The sequence below is a fragment of the Roseomonas sp. WA12 genome, assembly GCF_054165765.1.
In genome coordinates this window covers 4,591,188-4,611,542 of sequence record NZ_CM135108.1, presented here as the reverse complement: position 1 = coordinate 4,611,542, position 20,355 = coordinate 4,591,188, and the positions used below count along the sequence as shown (strand labels likewise).

Below are 20,355 nucleotides of genomic sequence, written 5' to 3'. Positions count from 1 at the left end.
GTCGATTCTGATGCTACTCAACGCACTTACAGCCTGACTGCCCGTCCGGGCCTGAACTACCTGTCCGAGTCGGTGACGCGAGTATGAGAACGTCGCGTCACGTTGGCCTCCCTAGGAGCTAAGTTCCTTAGAGGCCGCGGGGGCGCTTGAAGCAGCTCCAGGGCGCCCGGCGTCCAGCCATGCCCTTACCTCTGCCAGGCCCTCATGCAGGGACCGCGTCTCACCGAGCCCGAGCCTCTCCCGCATCAGTGTGGAATCGCCGAGCGAATCTCGGATTTCGCCAGCGCGGGGCGCGGCGTGTGCAATCTCCAGCGGAACGCCAAAGACTGCGGCGACGGTTTCAGCAAGGGCGCGCACCGAAGTGGGTTGTCCCGTGCAGACGTTGTAGACCATCCCCAGAGGCGATGCTGCGGCCATCGCGGCGACGATCGCGGCGACCACGTCCTCGACATAGACGAAGTCGCGTGTCTGCCCGCCGTCACCGAACACGCTGACGCTCTCCCCACGGCTCACCCGGTCGCAGAAGATGGAGATCACGCCCGAATAGGGCGAGCGCGGGTCCTGCCGCGGGCCGAATACATTGAAGAAGCGCAGCCCAAGGGTCGGAATGCCATGCACCAGCCCACCGACGAGGGCGTGCTGCTCGCAGCCGAGCTTGTCCGCCCCATAGGCCGAAAGCGGCCGCTTCAGCACGTCCTCCCGGATCGGCAGCACAGCCTGGTCACCGTAGACAGCAGCGGAAGAGGCGTAGACCACTGGTACCCGCCGTGGCCGCGCGGCCTCGAGCACCGCGATCATGCCGGTGAGATTGACGCGGTGCGTCCCGAGCCAGTCCTGCACACCGCGCTCCACGGAGGCGATGGCTGCGAGGTGGAAGCACCCGTCCACCCCCTCCATGGCCTGACGCACGGTCTCGGCATCCGCGACATCGCCGACAACCAGCTCAGCCCCCGGGACGAGATTGTCCCGAGAGCCGGTGGACAGGTCATCGAGCACACGGACACGGTCGCCCCGGCCGATGAGAGCGGCCGTGAGGTGCGACCCGATGAAGCCGCAGCCGCCCGTGACGAGAAAGAGGGGCATGGGATTTCTCCACGAACGGGAAAGGGGGTTCTGAAACGCGCTGGGTCAGGCTTGCAGGTCGCCCGGGCCACGGGCCAGGATGGCCCCGTGCCGGAGCATCCAGATGCGCCACGGCGCGAATCGGGAAAGCCTGCGTTCTCATCGCCGGATCCCCGCAGCCTCGCAACTGACTGCCTGCTCCGGCAGACGCGGCAGGCCACGCAGCGAAACGTTATGGTTTGGCATGCGCGCGAACATGGCCGGTGCCGTGTAGGGCGCGCCCGACCCGGCGAGCCATGTGTAGGCTTCCCGCGCCCGCTCGTCACCCAGCGCGTGGTGGATCAGAGCAAGGGAAAGCATCGCAAGCCGGGCATACTCACCGTTGCTGGTGGCCCAGCCGTCGCCGTTGGCCAGGCCGCGCTCACGCGACTGAAGGGCCATTTCGGACCATGTGACGTAGGGAGAGGAGGAGGGCGGGGCCGGCTGGCGGGGCAAGGGGAGTGGAAAGAGGGCGAGGGTATAGGAAATGCCGTCGTTGCGGGTGAACCCGGACGCGGTCGCGAAGAAGCGCCCGACGATGAAGTTGCTCATCCAGGACAGGACGGCGCGCGCATCCTCCCTCCCCCGCAATGTCGCCGCCGCAGCAGTCGAGGCGAAGTAATCCTGCTGCCAGGGCGAGATCGTGGGCGTGTAGCCATAGTCCAGCGGTACGATGTAGCCGTGCAGGTCCCCTTGGCGCGCCGTCCATTCCGGCAGTTGCGCCCGCAGCCAGCTCCAATTGCCGGCCGCCACCTCCTCGACATAGGCGCGCGTCCGATCGGCGTCCGGGGCGATCCAGGCCGCCTCGTCGATCTGGCGCAGACTCCAGGCGGCACTCCGAACCTGACGCTGCTGGAGCATGTTCGCGTCGGCGATCACGCCCGAGCCCCCTACCGTCCGACGCGGACCGGACCGGACCGTGACGACGTTCCAGGCCGCCTGCGCCATAAGGTTGTCGAGGAAGGCCCGCCGCCCTGTTAGCACATAGGGAACGTAGGACAGATCCGGCTGATGCGAGGGGACCGGCCCGCTCCCCCAGGCGGTGTCGACGGCGAAGGGCTGCAGCAGCGTGCGCGGCGGCAGGCCTCCACGCGCGTCGGCCCAGAAGAGCGGCCAGTGCTGCACGTCCAGCCAGCCGCCTCCGCGGTGCTCGCCGCCGGGATCCCAGAAATGCCAGGGGATGGAGCCGGCCGCTTCGGCCTGCCCGATGCAGTAAGCCGCAGCGCGACGATCCCCGGTGATGACCCAGGCCGCGTTGTAGGCGGTGGTCTGCCCGAGGTCGGGCCGCGCGCCAGGCGCTCCCATGCGCGTCTCGATCCCACGGGATGCGAGTGGCTGTACCCAGGACGGGTCGGCCGCGGCCTGTCCCATCCTCGCGAGCAGCGCCTCCTCCACTCCCGTTGACAGGTCAAACGGGAGAACCGCGCTGGAGCGGGCCAGATAGGCCGGATCCTGCCGGACGCGGGGCTCCTCCGGGGCTTCGCGCCCGCCTTCGGCTCCGCCGACGAGGCGTCCCCAGGCCGCGTACTGCCAGTGACGCGGCACGTCGGCGACCAGCACCTCCCGCCCGTCGACGAGGATCCGCGCGGCGTAGCCCGTCTCCCCGCCACCCGGACGCATGGCCACGTCGTTGCGGAACCACAGGTCGGCGCGCATCGTGCGGTCCGCCCGCACCGACAGGTCGGCCACGAGGCGCAGCGAGGTGACCTCCCCCGCCCGAACCGGCAACTCGATCCGAGCCTGGACGACCAGCGGGCCGGACTGCCAGGCCCCTGTTGCGCCAGAGCCCCGCAGCGCCTCGACGAGATCGACCTGCCAGGGCACTCCGGCCCTGGACGCGACCTCGACCACAAGGCTGCGGCCCCGCAGTGCCGCGGCGGGGTCGAGCGGGGCACCTGCCATCACCCGCCCGCGCGACAGCACCACGCCTATAAGGCTTCCCACCGCCAGCGACGGCATCGCGAGCGAGACCAGGCCGAAACGTGCCGAGCCATCCGCGTGCCGGCGAGTGACGTCCAGCTGCGCCGGAACAGCCCGGTCGGTCCCCGCGAGCCGGGCCACGACTCCCGCATCGGAGGGCAGGTCGCCTGGCGCGAAGGCCTGGCCAAAGACCGTCACGGTCCCCTCGGGCGCGCCTGTTCCCTCCACCACCAAGCCGGCAATATCGTCCGCGCGGTCGGCGCAGGGCATCCGGGTGGGCATGACCACAGCCCTCGGGGTCGGTTCGGCGGACAGCGCCGAGCCGCCCGAAAGGCGGGCATCTTGGGCCGCGGTCGGAGCGTTCGGCGTGGTGAGGGTGCCGAGGAGGAGGGGCGCCAGCGCGCGGCGCCCTAGGCGTCCCTCCCCGGAGTACCCTGCTGTCATTCCTCTCCTCGCCCGCCGGTTACCCTGCGGAACAGGCGAAGCTGCCCTGCCGTCGTCTCGTCCCAGCCGAAGCGCTCCGCGTAGGACCGGGTCGCGGTGCGGGAGGGCGGGTTGGAGAGGACGGCACGCACCCCCGCGGCAATCGCATCCGGCGTTGCCTCGTCGAGCACGATCCCGGCTTCAGGCGCCGCCACCGCCTCGCGCGATCCCCAGGCAGGGCTCGTCACCACGGGCGTGCCGCATGCAAGCGATTCCAGCAGGACGTTTGCCCAGCCTTCCCGACTGGAGGCGAGCACCATCGCGTCCGCCGCGCCGTAGAGCAGTGAGAGCTGCGCATGCGGCTGCGCTCCCAGCAGCCGCACGCGGTCAGCCACGCCGATCCGCCGCGCGAGGGCGAGGAGCGCCTCGCGTTCCGGCCCCTCCCCTGCGATCAGCAGGGTATGGCCGGGCAGAGCGCGCAGGGCCTCGATCGTGTGGTGATGCCCTTTGCGCTCGATTAGGAGGCCGACCGAGAGCAGGGTCGGCCCGTTCAGGCCGAGACCGGCGCGCGTCGCGTCGCGGTCGATCGGCGGACGAAAAGCGTGCAGGTCCACGCCGTTGCGGAGCACCGATACCTTCCCGGACGGCGCGCCGAGTGCGAACAACCCTTCGGCAAGCCCCGCGCTCACCGCGATGAGGGCGTCGGCGCGCCGGATCACGCCGCGGATGAGGCGCCCGGGCACAGCATGCTGCGGCAGAAGGCTGGTGTCGGACCCGCGCGCGGTAACGATGACGGGCAGGCCGAACTCCTGTCCTAACCGAACCGCTGCGACGCCGTCGGGGTAGAGGTAGTGCGCGTCGATCGCGTCGAAACCGCGACCGTCCCGCAGCATCCGCCGAAGCACCCCTCGCGCGGTCGCGAGAAGCGACAGGGGGTTCGTGTACATGCCGAGCCCGGGTGGCGCGAGGAAGCGCGGATGATGCACGTCGATCCCATGGCGTTGCTCCTCCGCGGGGATCGCGCCGCGGGCTGGCAGGCGCCCTGGAAACCAGGGAACCGGGGCGAGAACGGTGCTTTCAGCGCCGCCGCTAGCGACGAGGTGGCGAAGCCTGTTCTCGACGAACACGCCATGATTGGGCTGGGCGGGATTGGGGTAGAGGGTGCTGAAGGTCAGTAGGCGCAGGGGGCGTCCGTCCGCCCCGTCCAGACGGTCGCGGACGGTTCGCGGGACCGGGCTGGTCGCTGTCGTCGGGAGCGTCCGGGGTTCGCATATCGAAGGGGGACCAGAGGCGGCCGACGCTGTTTGGGAAGGCCACCCAGGCGCAGAGCCACGCGACGCCAATGAGCATGAGGAGGTAGTAGAATCCCTGCATGCGAGGTCTCCCGCCTTTTCGTCGATCATGTCAGCGCACTCCGCCCATCGCGGCATTGCGTCGCCACCCCGTGGCCGCCGGTACCGGTGGCCGCGCCTCGCTCGCCGCCGGCACGGCCTGCACAAGCTGGTGGGCCGCAGCGACCACGACGAGGAGCATCCAGTAGAAGTCCCAGTAGGAGAGGGAGACGAAGGCGCCTCCGGTCAGGTATGCGACCATCGAGACCTGTGACATGCGGCCGAGATCGACCGCCCAGGCAAGATCCGGCCGCCCGCGCCCCAACCGGGTGAGCCGCCAGGCGTACCAGGCCCCTGCTACCGTCAGGCCAAGCCAGACGAAGAACGCCGGAAAGCCGTGCTCGCCGAGCGCCTCGAAATAAATGCTGTGCACGGCGCGGGCGGTGACCCCAGGAGCAACCTGATTGACGATCGCTTGGTAGTAGGGCCCGCGGAAGCCCACGCCCGTCAGCGGCCGGTCGAGCGCGAGCAGGAAGGACGCCTCCCAGATCCGGACACGCCCCATGGCGGACGCGTCCTCCTCATAGGTGCCGATCGTGTTCATGCGGTCGGTCCAGGACTGCGGCATGAAGTTGATCGTGCCGGCGACGCAGGCCACGATGAGGATGCCGCTGACCACCTTGCCGCGGCTCCGCAGCCACAGCATGAGGCCGGTTGCTGCGAGGGCGATCAGCGCGCCGCGCGACTGGCTGCCGACAGCGGAGACCACCATCAGCCCCATTGCCGCAAGCAGCCCCAGCCGCACGACCCTGTGCCGGGCCTGCATCCGCAGGTAGTTCACCAGCGGCACCGCGACGAGAATCGCAACGGCGAGGTGATTGCGGTCGGCGATCGTGGTGTCGGGCGGCCCGACCACGCGGTAGCCACCACCCGTCATGAAGGTGAAGATACCGCCCTTGACGCCGTAGTAGCCGAGCGCGATCGCCATCAGCCAGACGAGCGCGTGGATGCGCCGCCTGTCGGTCAGCAGGCACGCGACGAGCAACGAGCCGAGGATCGTCTTGATCACGCGATCCCACTGGTGCCAGGTCACAGCCTCGGGCGCGAGGGTGACGAACGAGGTGAGCGTGATCAGCACGGCAAGGGCGAGCAGCAGCCCTGTCACCGCGTTCAACGCGAAGCGCTTCGGCTCGCGCGCGACCAGGCAGGCGACGAGAGTCGCAAGGAAGGTGATGGAGGCGTAGGGGAGGTTGGTGGCGAAGCCCCAGACCTCCCGATGCGGGTTCATGAACGAGATCCATGACCACAGCAGGGCCCCGACGAAAGGCTGCGCCAGCGCGATCGGGACGAGCCCGCCGAAGAAGAGGACGAAGACGTAACTCCGCATCGCCCTGCCTCAGCGCCCCCCGCGGAGCCGTGCGAGCAGGCGCTCGGCCTCGGCCCGCTCGGGGAAGGCGCCCCCGCCCGCAAGGGCAGGCTCAAGCGCACGCACCGCCTCGTCTTTCCGCCCCGCGGCTTCGAGCGCGTAGGCGAGGCGGTAGGATTTGCTCGGATCGGCGGCCTGCCCTTGTGGCCTCGGCGCGTTCACGGCCTGGGTCAGCAGCACCACCGCGCGCTCCGCCTCTCCGCCCCGGGCAAGCACCCACCCGAAGGTGTCGGCCGTCTCCGCATTCGGCATGAGGAAGTAGGCTCGCTCGGACAGTTGTCGTGCGCGGGCGATCTCGGCCGCCCCGCCGCGCTTGGCAACGATCCAGGCCAGGTTGTTGAGCGCGACCGTGTTGTCCGGGGCGCGCTGGAGCACGACGTTCAACCGGCGCTCGGCCTCGGCATCGCGCCCCGCCGTGATGTCGTACCGTGCCAGAACCTCAAGGACGGCAACGTCGTCGGGCTGGCGGGCGGACCAGGCGCTCAGCGCGGCAACGGCCTGGGCCGTCTGCCCGGCCGCGGACAAGGCCTGCGCTTCCCGCAGGACAAGCACCGAGGATGGGGCGGTCGCCTGCGCGGCCTTGTAGGCGCGCGCAGCCTCTTCCGGCTTCTGGGCCGCGAGCAGCAGGTCGCCGCGGAGGGTCAGGGACGACGGCCTTGCCTCGGGAAGTGCGGCGAGGCGGTCGGCCGTGGCGAGCGCGGCATCCAGGCCGCCGATTCGCTGTGCCAACGCCAGGCGCATGCGCTGGGCAGAAGCATTCGCCGGATCGAGGCGCAGCCCCTCCTGCGCGATCGCCTCCGCCTCCTGCGGCTTTCCGGCTCTCAGGAGAAGCGCGATCAGCTGCTGCCGCACCGGCAGGGAGCGCGGCTCCTCCGAGAGGGCGAGCCGCGCGGAAGCCTCCGCCTCCTCCCAACGCTCAAGCGTGACGTAGGCCGTCGATCGAAGCAGGTGGAGATCCGGGCCGCCCTTCGGACCCTGCAGCTCCTCTCGCCCCAGGACGGCGAGCGCCCGCGCCGGCTCTCGCGCGTTGATGAGCGAGTTGGCCAGCACGATGGCAATCGCACGCTCGCCGGGCTGGGCAGCATGAGCCGCTTCCAGCACGGCGCGCGCAGCGGCTGCGCGCGGCCCGCCCGGGCTTGCGGACGCGCCCAGCAATCCGAGGGCTTCCGGGTTGGCCGGGGCAAGGCGGAGAACCTCTCCGAGCAGGCGTTCCGCCTCCTCCGGCCCACCTTGCGCGATCGCGACCCGCGCGAGGCCGACCCGGCCACCGATCGCGCGGGGATAGTCACGGATCACTGCCTCGAAAGCCGTGCGCGCCGCCGGCAGGTCAAAGCGCGCCAGCATCAGGAAACCACCAAGGGTGGCGCCGGACTCGGCCCGGCGCCCGGCAGCGTCGAGCCGATCCCACTCGGCCTGGGCAGCGGTAACCTCGCCGCGCAGAAGCGCGGCCATTGCCAGGAGTTCGCGCGCGCCCTCCTGCCCAGGGGCGAGGCGAAGGGCCTGCTCGGCCGCCTCGGAGGTCCCCGCCATGTCACCGACGGCAAGGCGGGACGCACTGAGGCGGGCGCGGATGCCAGCGTCCCCGGGACTCAGATCGGCAGCCCGCTGAAAGGCTGCGCTCGCGTTTCGGGCCTGGCCGGACGCGGCTTGGGCGCGGCCAAGCAGGTCGAAGACCTCGGCGTCCCGCTCGAAACGTTGTGAGGCGCGAGCGAGCAGCGCCGCCGCATCGGCGGCGCGTCCTCCGTCAAGCAGAAGGATCGCGAGCTGCTTCGGCCCGCGGGAGTCGTCGGGATACCGCGCGACGTGGCGCTGCACGGCTTCCTCGGCCTGGGCCCGCGCACCGAGCTCGCGCTTGACGGCGGCCAGCAGCAGCAGCCCGTCCTGAAAGTTCGGCAGGACGCGGGAAAGCCGCTGCAGGACCGTGTCCGCCGCCTGCCACTCTCGCGCCTGGGCGTGGAGCGCCGCGAGCAGAAAGGTCGCCGGCGCGCTGCCCGGGGTGGCGCGCAGCACCGCATCCACGTCCTGGCGAGCTCCTGAAGGGTTGTCGGCGCGCATCCGCAGCTCGGCCCGCATGAGCCGCGCCTGGCTGTAGGAAGGCGTACGCTCGATCAGCCCGTCCAGGACACCGAGTGCGGCACGCCAATCGCCACGCTCCACCTGAAGGACTGCCTTGCGGAACATCAGGGTGGGTGCGTCCGGATGCCGTGCCAGGCCGGCCTCGATCTCCGCCTCGGCTTCCGCCTGCCGGCCCTCGAGTTGAGCCAGCGCGGAAGCGACCAGCCGTGTCTCGACCGCCTCGGGCATGAGGCGGCGGGCCTCTTCGAGCGAGGCGCCCGCGGCCTGCCGCTCGTCAAGGGCGATTTCGGCCAGGGCGCGACCGGCGGCAATCTGCCCGGCAACGCCCGGCTGGGCGCGGTCCCGCGGAAGCGGCAGGTCGCGGAGCAGCTCACGGAAACGCTCGCGTGCGAGATAGGTACGCACCAGCAGCGACGTCGCTGCCTCGGCCTCCCGCCCGGTTTCCAGCGCCGCCCGCGCCTCGCGCTCGGCAGTGTCGGCGTCGCCGAGCTCGAGACTTACCCCGCCCAGGCCAAGGCGGGTCGCCGGATTTCCGGGCTCCGCCCGGACGGCGTTGCGGTACTCGATCTGCGCGGCGCGCAGGTCCCCTCGGGCCTGGGCAGCCCGGGCGCGCTCAAGCGGCTGGGCAAAGGCCGCGCCGGCGGAGAGCGTGGCAGCCACCACCCCGGCGAGGAGAAGAGCGCTCCGTTGAGGGCGTCGCGACACGCGCATGGTGGAAGTCTCCGCTAATCGAGGTCGGGCTTGGCGGCATCGAGCTGCGAGGCGGCCCGCACCGGCATGAGGCCGTGCGTTTCAAGCAGGTTGTAAAGGGTCGGCCGGCTGATGCCCAACAGGCGCGCAGCCCCGGCGAGGCTGTTGTGGCTCCGCGCGAGGGCTCGCCCGACTGTCTCGCGCTCCGCCCGCATCCGCGAGGCCCGCAGGTCGAGATCTTCCGCCTCGTCCTCGATCTGCGCCGGGGCCGAGAGCTCCAGGTCAGCGACGCTGACAAGCTGGTCGTCCGCCATCAGGGCGGCGCGGCGCACCCGGTTTTCCAGCTCGCGCACGTTGCCGGGCCAATGATAGGCCGCGATCGCCGCCGCTGCCGTGGGATCGAAGCCGCGCAGCCGGCGCCTCCCCTCGCGTGCAAAGCGGGCGAGGAACCAGCGCGCGAGCAGGAGCGCGTCCCCGCCCCGCTCGCGCAGCGGCGGGATGCGAACCGTCATCGCGTTCAGCCGGTACAGCAGATCGCCGCGGAACCGTCCGTTTCCGGCCTGCTCCTCCAGTGGCTGGTTCGTCGCCGAGACGATCCGAACCTGCACCCGAATAGGGGTGCGCCCGCCAACCCGCTCGATCACCTGGTCCTGCAGGAAGCGCAGCATCTTGGCCTGCAGGGTGACCGGCATCTCGCCGATCTCGTCGAGGAAGAGGGTGCCGCCATTGGCCGTCTCGATCCGGCCATTCACCTGCCGGACGGCCCCTGTGAAGGCGCCCTTCTCGTGGCCGAACAGCTCGCTCTCAAGGAGTGTCTCGGGGATCGCGGCACAGTTCAGGGGCACGAACGGCTTGCTGGCGCGGGGGCTGAGCTCGTGCAGAGCGCGCGCCAGTGCCTCCTTCCCCGTCCCGCTCTCGCCCAGCAGGAGGACGGGCGCCGAGGCGGCAGCAAGGCGCTCGATCGTGCGGCAGACCTTCACCATGCCCTCGTCGGCCGTGATGATCCCCTGGATGGAGGAGGCGCGCGGCGCCTCGGCAAGTCGCTGGTTCTCCTCCTGCAACTCATTGAGCCGCAGCGCGCGCTCGACCACCGTGCGCAGCACCGCGATGTCTGTCGGCTTCTCACAGAAGTCATAGGCACCAAGAGAGACGGCGCGGAGCGCGTTCTGCCGCTGCCCCTGGCCGCTCGCAACGATGACGGGCACGTTCGGGCAAACCGCGCGGAGCATCTCCAGCGTCGCGAAGCCTTCCGCGACGCCCTCCGCATCGGGCGGCAAGCCGAGGTCGAGGAGCACCGCATCCGGCGCCTCGCGCCGGACGAGCGCCTCAGCCGCCGCACGATCGTTGGCGAGGATCACGCGGCAACCCGGGAAAGCCCAGCGATACTGAGCGCAGAGGCCGGGATCGTCCTCGACGATCAGGAGGCGAGCCTTCGTCATGCGGCCTCCGCCAGAGCGCCGGTCCCGCCCTCCCGGAAGGGTAGAAGGACACGCATCGTGGTACCGGCGCCAGGGGAACTGAGCACGAGAAGCTCGCAGCCGGCTTTCCGTAACAGGTCGAGCGCCTGCCACGCTCCGATCCCGCTGCCGCCACGCTTGGACGTGCTGAGAGGGCGGAAGAGTTCGTCGCGGATGAACTCCGGTGTCATGCCCGGGCCACGATCGACCACCTCGACCACCACTTGCGCGCCCTCGCGCCCAACGAGCACGCGGACGTCCTCGCCGGGAGGCGAGGCCTCGACAGCGTTGTTGATCAGGTGCCCGAGCGCGGTGTCGAACGAGGTTGGCGGCACGGCCGCGAGCACGGCCGGCCCCGTCTCCTCGACATGCACGGGCAGGTGCTGCGCCGCCGCGATCCAGCGCAGGCGCTCGGCCGGCGCGATCGCGGTCTCCTCGGACGGCACGTCGCCCGGTTGGCCCAGGCGCTGGATCAGCGCGTTGATGCGCGTCGCGGCCGTGCGGACAGTCAGGAGCATATCCTGCTGGAACTCCGGATCATCGATGTTCTCCTCGGCATTGGCGAGGAGCAGGGAGAGCTGGCTTGAAACCGTCTTTACGTCATGCGCGACGAAGGCGAAGCGCTTGGCATAGTCCTGAAGCTGCCGGCCATCGGCCAGGCCCTCCGCCGCCCGCCGCTCGGCAAGGAACATTGCAACCTCGCAACCGAGGGTGCGGAGCAGCTCCTGCACCTCGGCGTCCAGCTCGAACGGGGCCCGGGGCGGAGCGAGCAGCACGACACCCGAGAGCCCCTCCCGCCCGTGCATCAACGGGACAGCCATCCAGAGCGGCCCATAGGCCCCACTGAGGGCCGCCGAGGAGGCAGCGGCGTTGTCGAGGACGAGAACCTCTGGATTGGCGTCGAGGGCAGCCACGATCGCATCTCCGGCTGGGACCTCGAGATAGATCGAGGCGCGGTTCCAGGAACCCGCCCACCGCATCCCTGGCCTGCCGGGCTCACGCACCAGCAGCACGCCCGCAGGGCTGTCCACGGCGTCGGCGATAGCGCGGACGGCACGGTACTCTGCAGGCGAGCGCGCATCCCCGGCGGAGAGCGCGTTCACGCAGCGGAGCCACTCCCGGCGATAGTCGTAGCGAGCCGTGAAAAAAGGATCAACGAAGAGGCGACGCAGGTGGGAACGGGCACTACGGGAACTCACCGCGACGAGGAGGCTGATCACGGCGCCCCCGATGAGGCTTGCCTGTGCGGCCGCAGCCCACTCGACGTCCAGGCGCCTCAACGCCTCCCCGAGCACGCCGATGGTGAGGAGGAAAGCGCCGGCCACGACGAGGGTCGCCCCCTGAAAGACGACCTGCCGGGAAACTGGCGGATCCCGCCGCCAGCGCCGGTCACGCATGGCCGCCACCGCGAGCAGCGGCGTCACGATCGCAGCGATTGCCGCTCGCGCATCCACCAGCACGGCAGAGGCAGATCCCCGGGACAGCCCCATATCGGCGAGCAGCAGAAGATCGTAGGCCGAAAGTCCGCCAAGGGCGATCGCGGGCAGGCCGAAATGCCAGCGCTCCGCCTCGTCCGACGCCCGAAACAGGTTCTCGGCCAGGATCACGACGAGCAGCGCCAGGATGAATCGGCCAAGCCCTGCGAGGGGTATGAGATCAGGCGCGAGAGAGCCGAGAAACACCGCACCCCCGGCAGTCGCCGCGCAGAGACCGACACCGACGGTAAGGGGCCGCGCGCTGTTTCCTGCAACCCGGCGGAAGAAGAAGAGCAGCACCGCGAGCCAGACCACCCAGCGGGCAGCTTCGAGAAGGACGGCGACCAGGGCGGGAAGGCCCACCGCCTCCAGGGCAACAGCGGCCGCCCAGAGAGAGGAGGACCCGCAAGCTGCGGCGAGAAGCCAGGCAGCGAGCCCCCGCCCGGTCGAGAGCACGAGAACCGTCCAGGCGAGGCAGACGACCCCTGCCCCTGCATGGAAGATGATGGAGGTGGAGCTCATACCCCTCGCCGGCGGGCAGTTTCGTGCCTCACCGGGATCCCTCCTGGAAAAGGACGACGCGGACCGTGGCGACAAGAATTAGCAGGTCGAGAAAGAGGCTGCGGCGCCGGACATAATAGAGATCGTAAGCAAGCTTCTTCCGCGCATCCTCCACGGACGCCCCGTAAGGGTAGTTCACCTGCGCCCAGCCCGTAATGCCGGGCTTCACAATATCCCGGTCGGCATAGTGCGGAATAATCTCCCGGAGCTGCCGGACAAAGGCCGGGCGCTCGGGCCGCGGGCCCACGAACGCCATGTCGCCGAGCAGCAGGTTGAGCACCTGCGGGATCTCGTCGATCCGGGTCAGGCGCAGGAACCGGCCCACCCGTGTCACACGCGCATCGCGCTTGCTGGCCCAGATCGGCGCGCCCCCTTTCTCGGCATCCACCACCATGCTGCGGAACTTAAAGAGCATGAAGGTGCGCCCACCCAGGCCTACCCTTTCCTGGCGATAGAAGATCGGCCCCGGACCATCGAGCTTGATTGCAAGAGCCGTGATCAGGAGGAGCGGCAACGTCGCGACGATGAGGACGACACCGAGCACGATATCGAGGAGCCGGCGAAGCACCGCCTCGAAGCGCGCCTCACGCCTTGCATTGGAGCGCGCCAGCCAACCCTGAGGAAGGCGCTCGATATCGACGCGCGCAAATTCCCGCTCTAGGAACTCGTCCTCGGTTAGGACCGGGATGCCTACGCTTTCCGCACCCGCACGGATGCCAGCGGACACTTCCGCTCCATCCGCCAGGATGATCGCCCGGATCGCGGAAGTGCGCAGTTCCGCGGGGTTCAGCGCCCTGGCCACCGAAGATCCCGAGCCGGCATCGAGCGCAATCTTGTAACCGCGATCACGCAGCAGGTTCAGGACCTGCGGCTCGTTCCCTGCCTCGCCTCGCACCATCGCAACCTGACGGTTCAGCCTGCCGCGCCGCAGAACCATGGTGAAGCAGAGCCGCGTGGTCATGACAGCCACGACGAAAGCAAGGGTTATCCCGAAAAGCTGGACATACAGGCTCACGCCCACGGGCGGGGCAGGGAGCAAGAAGAGAAGTAGCGGCAGAAGCAGCAGCAGGAGAAGCAAGCTGGCGACCACCGTCCCGAGCAGCAGTCGGCGAGCGACTGCCAGTGCTTCGGGCTGATAAAGTCCGCTCGCCCCCGACAAAAGGCCGCAAAAAGCCGCAATGGTCACGGCCAAAGCGCTTCCTGTCTCGACCGGGACATCGCCCTGCCAGAGAAGGAGCAAGCCAATCATTGCGGAAACGAGAAGAGCATCCGCAAAGAACAGCAAAAGCAGATCCGGGCGAATGTTGTGTCCCGAAATGCTCGTCATCGTTCGCTCCTCGGCTTTCGCCTACGCCTCATCGTTGTGCCGTACCAGAGTTTTTCCGACTACGGTCGGATAGTACTCAATTACTGCCTCTGCCTAACTTCTTAGACGCGTCAGGTGAGACTAGTGACAGCCCGGTCACCAGAGAACCTTAAGTCTAAAAAGACAGCAGGGTGTGAGACGGAGGGGTTCTTACGGGAACGATCCTCCCGATGCAATAACAAATCAGCTTATTACTGCAGGACGTGCAACACGAAAAAGACTACAACTCCAGATTGCATATATACCCTTATAGATTACCTTTCCGAGCTTCATCTGGTTGTAAAGCTGTGCAAACCACTACTGCTGCACACCTCAACATTCAAAAACAAAAGGCATCGAAACACGAAGCGCGCGGCAGAGCTGCCAGTCGACATGCCGCGGAACTCAACCAGCTCGCGAGTCTGACGACGCGCTCGCTCATTCCACTAAAGCGTCTCGGCAGCGCCGATCGCCGAATCCCTGCCGAACGCAGGCCCGTGTCAGTAAGGGAAGCCGTCAGGGCGCCCGTCCTCGGCCTCACCATCCCTCTCGCTGCCCCGGGCGTGATCCGGCACGGGGTGGTCACATCCCGGGCAGCCTATTAGGTAACGGGTGGCGGCCCCGCTCCTTCCGGGTGGTGGCCCACCCCTTTGGAACGACACGCCCTTGCTCCGTCGCCTCCGCTCCCTGGCTCGCGGCCTCAGCCGCGTCGATCCTGGCCAGATCCTCGGAAAGCTCCAGTCGCTGGAGGTGACGTCCGGCGCCGCTGCTCGCAATGCGGATCTGGCGGCCTGGAACACCAAGGTGCTGGGCTCGGCCATCGCCAGCCAGTTTTATGATGCCGGGCTGGCCGGGCACCTCGCCCCCCTCCCGTCCGATCCGGTGACGATGGGCTTCGGCGGTCGCCTGTGCCGGCAGGAGGACATCGAGAGCCACTGGCTGCGCTACTGGTGCGGCCAGATCGGCTTCGTGCCGATGTACCACCGCAAGGTGTGGGAGGACTGCTACGCCCTGCAGCTCCTGCATGAGCGCGGGATGTTCGTGCCCGGCAAACGCGGCCTGGGCTTCGCGGTGGGTGCCGAATGGCTGCCGAGCTTCATGGCTGCCCGCGGCGTGGAGGTGCTGGCCACCGACCTGGACGCCACCGACCTGCGTGCCCGTAACTGGATCGAGACGGACCAGCATGGCGGCAAGGTAGAGACCATCTTCAAGCCCGGGCTGATCGACCTGGAGACCTTCAACCAGCGCGTTTCGATGCGCGCGGTGGACATGAACGCCATCCCCGCCGACCTGCATGGCGGCTTCGACTTCCTGTGGTCCATCTGCTCGCTGGAGCATTGCGGCTCGATCCGGCAGGGGCTCGACTTCGTGCTGGAGGCGATGAGGTGCCTCCGCCCCGGCGGTATCGCGGTCCACACCACCGAGTTCAACATGAACCCCGAGGGCGCCACGCTAGAGGAGGGCACCACGGTTCTGTTCCAGCGCCGCCACATCGAGGAGCTGGAGGCGCGGCTGGCGCTGGCGGGCCACCGCATGATGCCGATGGATTTCGGCACCGGCGAGGGCATCCTCGACCAGTTCGTCGACCTGCCGCCCTATCCCGGCGGCGATTCTCCTCTCTCGATCCCCGAGCCGCCGCATCTGCGGCTCTCGATCCAGGGGCTGGTCTCCACCTCCATCGGCTTCATCGTGCAGAAAGGCGGCTAAGACCCGCGGGCGGCTTCGGCGCAAACACCGGTGCCGCTCTCCGGTCCTGAGCACCAGTTCCAGCATCCGGAACGACCGGTTCGGTCCTTCGCTGGACAGAGTTCCTCCACCCTGCGAACTGCTCGCCCGCTAGTCCCGGCGATTCGGATGCCGCCGCGGTAACGGCACAGGCGCGGGGACGCGGCAGGATCAGCCGCTGCCGGCCCCACCCTCGATCCCCCTTCGGAGAACTCCCGGTCATGGACGGCACGGCGCCCCACCCGGGCCCGCGTGGGACAGTGCCGGGCCGGCACACGCTCGCCCGCGTCTCGGGCAAGGCTGAAGTCGCCCTGACGCTTCCCTCCCTGCCGGACCGCCTGCGCGCCTCTCTGCCCGATGCCGTCCTGCTCGGTTTCGCCCTGGTCCAGCTGTGGCCGTTCCTCGCCGCCTTCCACCAATCGGCGGACGACAACTTCTCCCAGCTCTCCGCCCTCCTCGCCCTGGACAACCCCTGGTCGCTCATCGGCGAGATCCGCGGGCTGGCGGAGCGCCAGGGCCGCATCGGTATCTACCCGACCATGCCGCTGGAGTATCTCGGGGCCATGCTGGGCGACTACGCCTGGGGCCGGGTGCTGGCGGTGCTGCTGTTCGGCCTCGTGATCCTCGGCCTGTGTCGCCTGCTGGCGCGGCATTTCCGCCTGCCGCTCACCCGGCCGGCGCTGCTGCTTACCCTCTGCCTCACGCCGATGGCGGCGCATCACCTGCCGCCGAACGCCTATCCGCTGCTCATCACCGTGCCGCTGCTCGGGCTGATCGGGATCCATCTCTGGCTTGCTAGGGAGCGGGCGCTGCATCCGTGGAAACGGGCCGGTGCCGCTGTCGCGCTCACTGCGCTGATGCTGCTGCTGGAATACGCCTTCCTGGCAGGGCTCGCCCTTGCCGCGATTGCGGTGCTGGCCGCGGGCAGCGGGCGGCGGCTTCGCGTCCTGTGTCTGCACGGCCCGGCCGTCCTCGCCGCCGCCGCCCTTTATCTCAGCTACCGCGCGCTTTTCCCTAGCACCTATGGCGGCAACATCGCCCAGCTACCCTCGCCGCTCGACATCCTGTCACTGCAGATGCTGCACGGCGCGAACGGCACGATCTTCCCGCATCTCGCCCCCGCTTCTCCCGGGCGGACAGACCTGGTCATCGCCGCCTCGGTGCTGCTTGCCGGCGCTTGGCTTGCGGCCCGGCTGCTGCCCGCGCTGGCACGCGTCCTGCGGCCCGCGGCGGCGCTCGGCCTCCTGGCCGCCGGCCTGGGCTGGGCCTGGGTGAACACCATCGCGCACGCGCTGACGGCGAAATACCAGGCCTGGTGCCGCCTGGGCGACTGTACCTATGTTGATTCGCGCGTGGCGGTCCTCGCCCTCGGTGCCGTCGCGGCGGTGGTGATCGCGGCGCTCCTTCGCCGGCTTTCGCGCGCCGGCGGCAGCGCCCGGGCGGCGACGCTGGCCTGTGCCGCCGCGGTCGGGCTGCTCGGCGCGGCCACCTTCCTGCAGAACCGTGCCTCTGCCCGCGAGATGGCCGGGCGGGAGCGCGCGCTGGCCGTTCTGCGCGGTGCGGCCTGCGAGCCGGAGAGCGACGTCACCCGCAGCCCGGCGGTGATGCGCAGCCTGTCCCGAACCATCGCCTGGCACCTCCCGCCGGCCCCGGTTCCGCCTGCCGAGGTCTACCTCGCCGCCTACCGCGCGCGGATGGAACGGCTCGGCCTCGCCTGCCGGCCCATGCCCTTCGCGCCCAAGCCCTGGCCCGTGGAATTCATCGGCTGGACCCGCGAGCCGGAGGGCCGCTGGTCGCTCGGCGACGCGGGGGTGCTCCTGCTCACGGGCGGAGCGGGAACCACGGGGATGGTGCTGACCCTCGGCACCTATGTGCCGCCCGGCGGGGAGCCCCGGCGGGTCGGCGCGCGGGCCGCAGGCGGCGTGGCCTGCGACTTCCGTATCGGCACCTCGCCGCGGGAGGTCTTCCTGCCCTGGCAAGGAGCCGAGGGCGCGCGCGAGCTCATCCTTGCCCTGGAAACCCCGGATGCGGTGAGCCCGAGCACGGTGGGGGACACCGAGGACCCTCGCACCCTCGGGGTGTTCCTCTCCTCCGCGCGGCTGGCCCGTCCGGGCGAGCCGCCGGCCAATACGGCACTGAACCTGCGGCGCTGCGCCGAGGCCGGGTGAGCGGCCTCCTTCGGCCGCCCCCCCCCTGGGCAACGCGCGGCGGCTAGCGCGATAGAGAGTCGTGAGCGGCCAGGCAAGCCATGTCCAGGATCCCGTTCACTCCCGTGGCGATCGAGAGGATCTGCGCCGGCTTGGACAGCCCCATCAGCAGCGGCCCGATGGACGCTGCACTGGTCAGGCGCGGCACCGCCTTGGACAGGATGTGCGCCGCGTGCAGCCCGGGCATGACCAACACATTGGCGGGCCCGGTGAGGCGGCAGAAGGGATAGAGGGCGCGTAGCTGCGGATCGAGCGCCACATCTGCGGCCATCTCCCCGTCATACTCGAAGCCCACCTCTCCGCGAGCGTCCAGCAGCTCTACCGCGTCCCGCACGGTCGCCGGAATGACGCTGCCGCGCGGGTCGCCGAAGTTGGAGAAGGACAGGAAGGCCACGCGCGGCTCCAGCCCCAGGCGGCGGGCCTGGGCGGCGGATTGCACGGCGATCTCGGCCAGCGTCTCGGCATCCGGGCGCTCATGGATGGTGGTGTCGGCTAGCAGCACCGTCCCGACGCGGCGGGTGAGCAGCAGCGTCAGCCCGAACAGCACGCCCTTGCCACCGTGCGAGGCCGGGGCCGGGTCGATCGCCAGCGTGATCTGCTTCAGTGCTGCCGAGTAGGAGCGCGTGGTGCCGGTGACCATCGCGTCCGCATCGCCCATCGCTACCATGCAGGCGGCGAAGACGTTGCGGTCCAGGTTTACCGCGCGCTGCACGTCGCGGAACAGGAAGCCCTCGCGCTGCTTCCGCGAATACAGGTACTCGGCGTAGCGCCGGTTGCTGTCGGACAGCGCGGCATTGTGGATCTCGATGCCCTCGGGCAGCGGCACGCCGAGGGCGGCCACCGTCGCCGTGATGCGGTCCTCGCGCCCCACCAGCACGGGGGTGCCGTAGCCGGCGTTGCGGAAGGCGATCGCGGCGCGGATCGTCTTCTCCTCCTCCCCCTCGGCGAAGACCACGCGGCGCGGATTCTGCCGCACGCGCTCGGTGATCGCCTCCAGGGCGCCGCCGGCCGCGTCCAGCTTCTGCGCCAGCATGCGGGAATACTGCTGCATGTCGGTGATGGGCTTGCGCGCCACCCCGCTCTCCATCGCCGCGCGCGCGACGGCGGGCGAGACACGGGAGATCAGGCGCGGATCGAAGGCGTGGGGAATGATGTATTCCGGCCCGAAGCGCAGCCCGGCCCCGCCGCCGGCGCCCGCCACCTCCTCCGGCACGTCCTCCCGCGCCAGCATCGCCAGCGCTTCGGCGGCGGCGATCTTCATGTGCTCGTTGATCGTGCTGGCGCGCACGTCCAGCGCACCGCGGAAGATGAAAGGGAAGCCGAGAACGTTGTTCACCTGGTTGGGGTAGTCCGAACGCCCGGTGGCCACGATGCAGTCCGGCCGGGCCGCCTTCGCCTCATCCGGCGTGATCTCCGGATCGGGGTTCGCCATGGCGAAGATGATCGGCTTCTCGGCCATCGCCTTCACCATCTCGGCCGTCACCGCACCCTTTTTGGACAGGCCGAAGAAGGCATCTGCGCCCGCCAGCGCCTGGGTCAGAGTGCGCACATCCGTCTCGACGGCGTGGGCGGATTTCCACTGGTTCATGCCCTCGGTGCGGCCGCGATAGAGCACGCCTTTGGTGTCGCACATGATGATGTTTTGCGGGCGCATCCCCATGGCGCGCAGCAGCTCGGCGCAGGCGATGGCGGCGGAGCCCGCGCCATTGATCACCAGCCGCGTGTCGCGCAGCTCGCGCCCGGTCAGGTGGCAGGCATTGATGAGCCCGGCGGCGGCGACGATGGCGGTGCCGTGCTGGTCGTCATGGAACACCGGGATGTCCATGATCTCGCGCAGCCTCTGCTCGATCACGAAGCACTCGGGCGCCTTGATGTCCTCAAGGTTGATGCCGCCGAAGCTGGGCGCGAGGTAGCGCACGCAGTTCACGAACTCGTCCACGTCCGAGGTATCGACGCAGAGGTCGATGGAATCCACCTCGGCGAAGCGCTTGAACAGCGCCGCCTTGCCCTCCATGACAGGCTTGCCGGCCAGCGCGCCGAGATCGCCCAGCCCCAGTACCGCGGTGCCGTTGGAGATGACGGCGACCATGTTGCCCTTGGACGTGTAGTCATAGGCGAGCGAGGGATCCCGGTGGATCTCCAGGCAGGGTTCGGCGACCCCCGGTGAATAGGCGAGCGAGAGGTCGCGCGCGGTGGCGAGCGGCTTGGTGAGGCGGATCTCCAGCTTGCCGGGCTTGCCCTCGGCATGCATCGCCAACGCTTCCTCGCGGGTGATGCGGGCGGTGCGGGAATCTCCCGTGCGTCGCGCGTCGTCCATGACCGTGATCCTCCGCTTTCCGCCTCACTATGGGGCGCCAGGACCGCCGCGTGTAGCGGGTCGGGGGGCGCTCGGGAATGGTGGCCGCGGGTTTCTTGCATGCTGCATTGCGGCATCGCCGATCGGTGGCGCGAGCCGCCCCGAGAGAGGCGTTGCCTCTCTCGGATCATCTCCACCAAGGGAGAAGGAATCCTCCCCTGGCCCCCTCATCTTCCCCGGGACTGCCGTGGATACGCTGGTCGAAGGACAGCGCAGGGGCCCGGCACATCATGATGCACGCCGAATACCGGCCCACTGCAGA

General features: G+C 69.5%; 11 protein-coding genes. 2 read left to right on the top strand and 9 right to left on the bottom strand.

What is annotated here, in order from left to right; genetic code table 11:
• Positions 1 to 111: 111 nt before the first annotated feature.
• From ACVBD7_RS21770 to ACVBD7_RS21735, 8 genes are all read right to left on the bottom strand, one after another.
• On the bottom strand, positions 112 to 1,083 hold the full coding sequence (locus ACVBD7_RS21770; RefSeq protein WP_458095329.1) for an NAD-dependent epimerase/dehydratase family protein: 972 nt from the start codon (positions 1,081 to 1,083) through the stop codon (positions 112 to 114).
• A 138-nt stretch (positions 1,084 to 1,221) separates the two neighbouring features.
• Positions 1,222 to 3,465: a hypothetical protein gene (locus ACVBD7_RS21765; RefSeq protein ID WP_458095328.1), complete on the bottom strand. Its 2,244-nt coding sequence runs from the start codon at positions 3,463 to 3,465 to the stop codon at positions 1,222 to 1,224.
• Complete coding sequence (locus ACVBD7_RS21760) at positions 3,462 to 4,571, bottom strand: glycosyltransferase (RefSeq protein ID WP_458095327.1); 1,110 nt, start codon at positions 4,569 to 4,571, stop codon at positions 3,462 to 3,464. Before ACVBD7_RS21760 ends, ACVBD7_RS21765 begins: the two co-directional genes overlap by 4 nt.
• A gap of 277 nt (positions 4,572 to 4,848) precedes the next feature.
• On the bottom strand, positions 4,849 to 6,162 hold the full coding sequence (locus ACVBD7_RS21755; RefSeq protein ID WP_458095326.1) for a putative O-glycosylation ligase, exosortase A system-associated: 1,314 nt from the start codon (positions 6,160 to 6,162) through the stop codon (positions 4,849 to 4,851).
• 9 nt (positions 6,163 to 6,171) lie between these two features.
• Entirely contained in the window at positions 6,172 to 8,988 is a 2,817-nt protein-coding gene (gene prsT / locus ACVBD7_RS21750) for an XrtA/PEP-CTERM system TPR-repeat protein PrsT (protein ID WP_458095325.1), read from the bottom strand.
• 14 nt (positions 8,989 to 9,002) lie between these two features.
• A complete protein-coding gene (gene prsR, locus ACVBD7_RS21745; RefSeq protein ID WP_458095324.1) occupies positions 9,003 to 10,406 on the bottom strand; it encodes a PEP-CTERM-box response regulator transcription factor in 1,404 nt (467 codons plus the stop codon).
• Positions 10,403 to 12,421, bottom strand: a complete 2,019-nt coding sequence (prsK, locus tag ACVBD7_RS21740) for an XrtA/PEP-CTERM system histidine kinase PrsK (protein WP_458095323.1) — start codon at positions 12,419 to 12,421, stop codon at positions 10,403 to 10,405. Before prsK ends, prsR begins: the two co-directional genes overlap by 4 nt.
• A gap of 28 nt (positions 12,422 to 12,449) precedes the next feature.
• Positions 12,450 to 13,787: an exopolysaccharide biosynthesis polyprenyl glycosylphosphotransferase gene (locus tag ACVBD7_RS21735; protein ID WP_458095322.1), complete on the bottom strand. Its 1,338-nt coding sequence runs from the start codon at positions 13,785 to 13,787 to the stop codon at positions 12,450 to 12,452.
• A 684-nt stretch (positions 13,788 to 14,471) separates the two neighbouring features.
• On the opposite strand from ACVBD7_RS21735, the gene ACVBD7_RS21730 reads away from it, so the two are divergent.
• Together ACVBD7_RS21730 and ACVBD7_RS21725 are read left to right on the top strand one after the other, a co-directional pair.
• The gene (locus ACVBD7_RS21730; protein WP_458095321.1) at positions 14,472 to 15,512 is read left to right on the top strand and encodes an SAM-dependent methyltransferase; all 1,041 of its coding nucleotides are present in this window, start codon (positions 14,472 to 14,474) and stop codon (positions 15,510 to 15,512) included.
• Between the two features lie 239 nt (positions 15,513 to 15,751).
• On the top strand, positions 15,752 to 17,698 hold the full coding sequence (locus ACVBD7_RS21725) for a hypothetical protein (protein ID WP_458095320.1): 1,947 nt from the start codon (positions 15,752 to 15,754) through the stop codon (positions 17,696 to 17,698).
• 43 nt (positions 17,699 to 17,741) lie between these two features.
• Here ACVBD7_RS21725 and ACVBD7_RS21720 read toward each other — a convergent pair whose 3' ends face one another.
• Positions 17,742 to 20,054 carry an NADP-dependent malic enzyme gene (locus ACVBD7_RS21720; protein ID WP_458095319.1) on the bottom strand — a complete coding sequence of 771 codons (2,313 nt, stop codon included), beginning with the start codon at positions 20,052 to 20,054 and terminating at the stop codon, positions 17,742 to 17,744.
• Positions 20,055 to 20,355 lie beyond the last annotated feature (301 nt).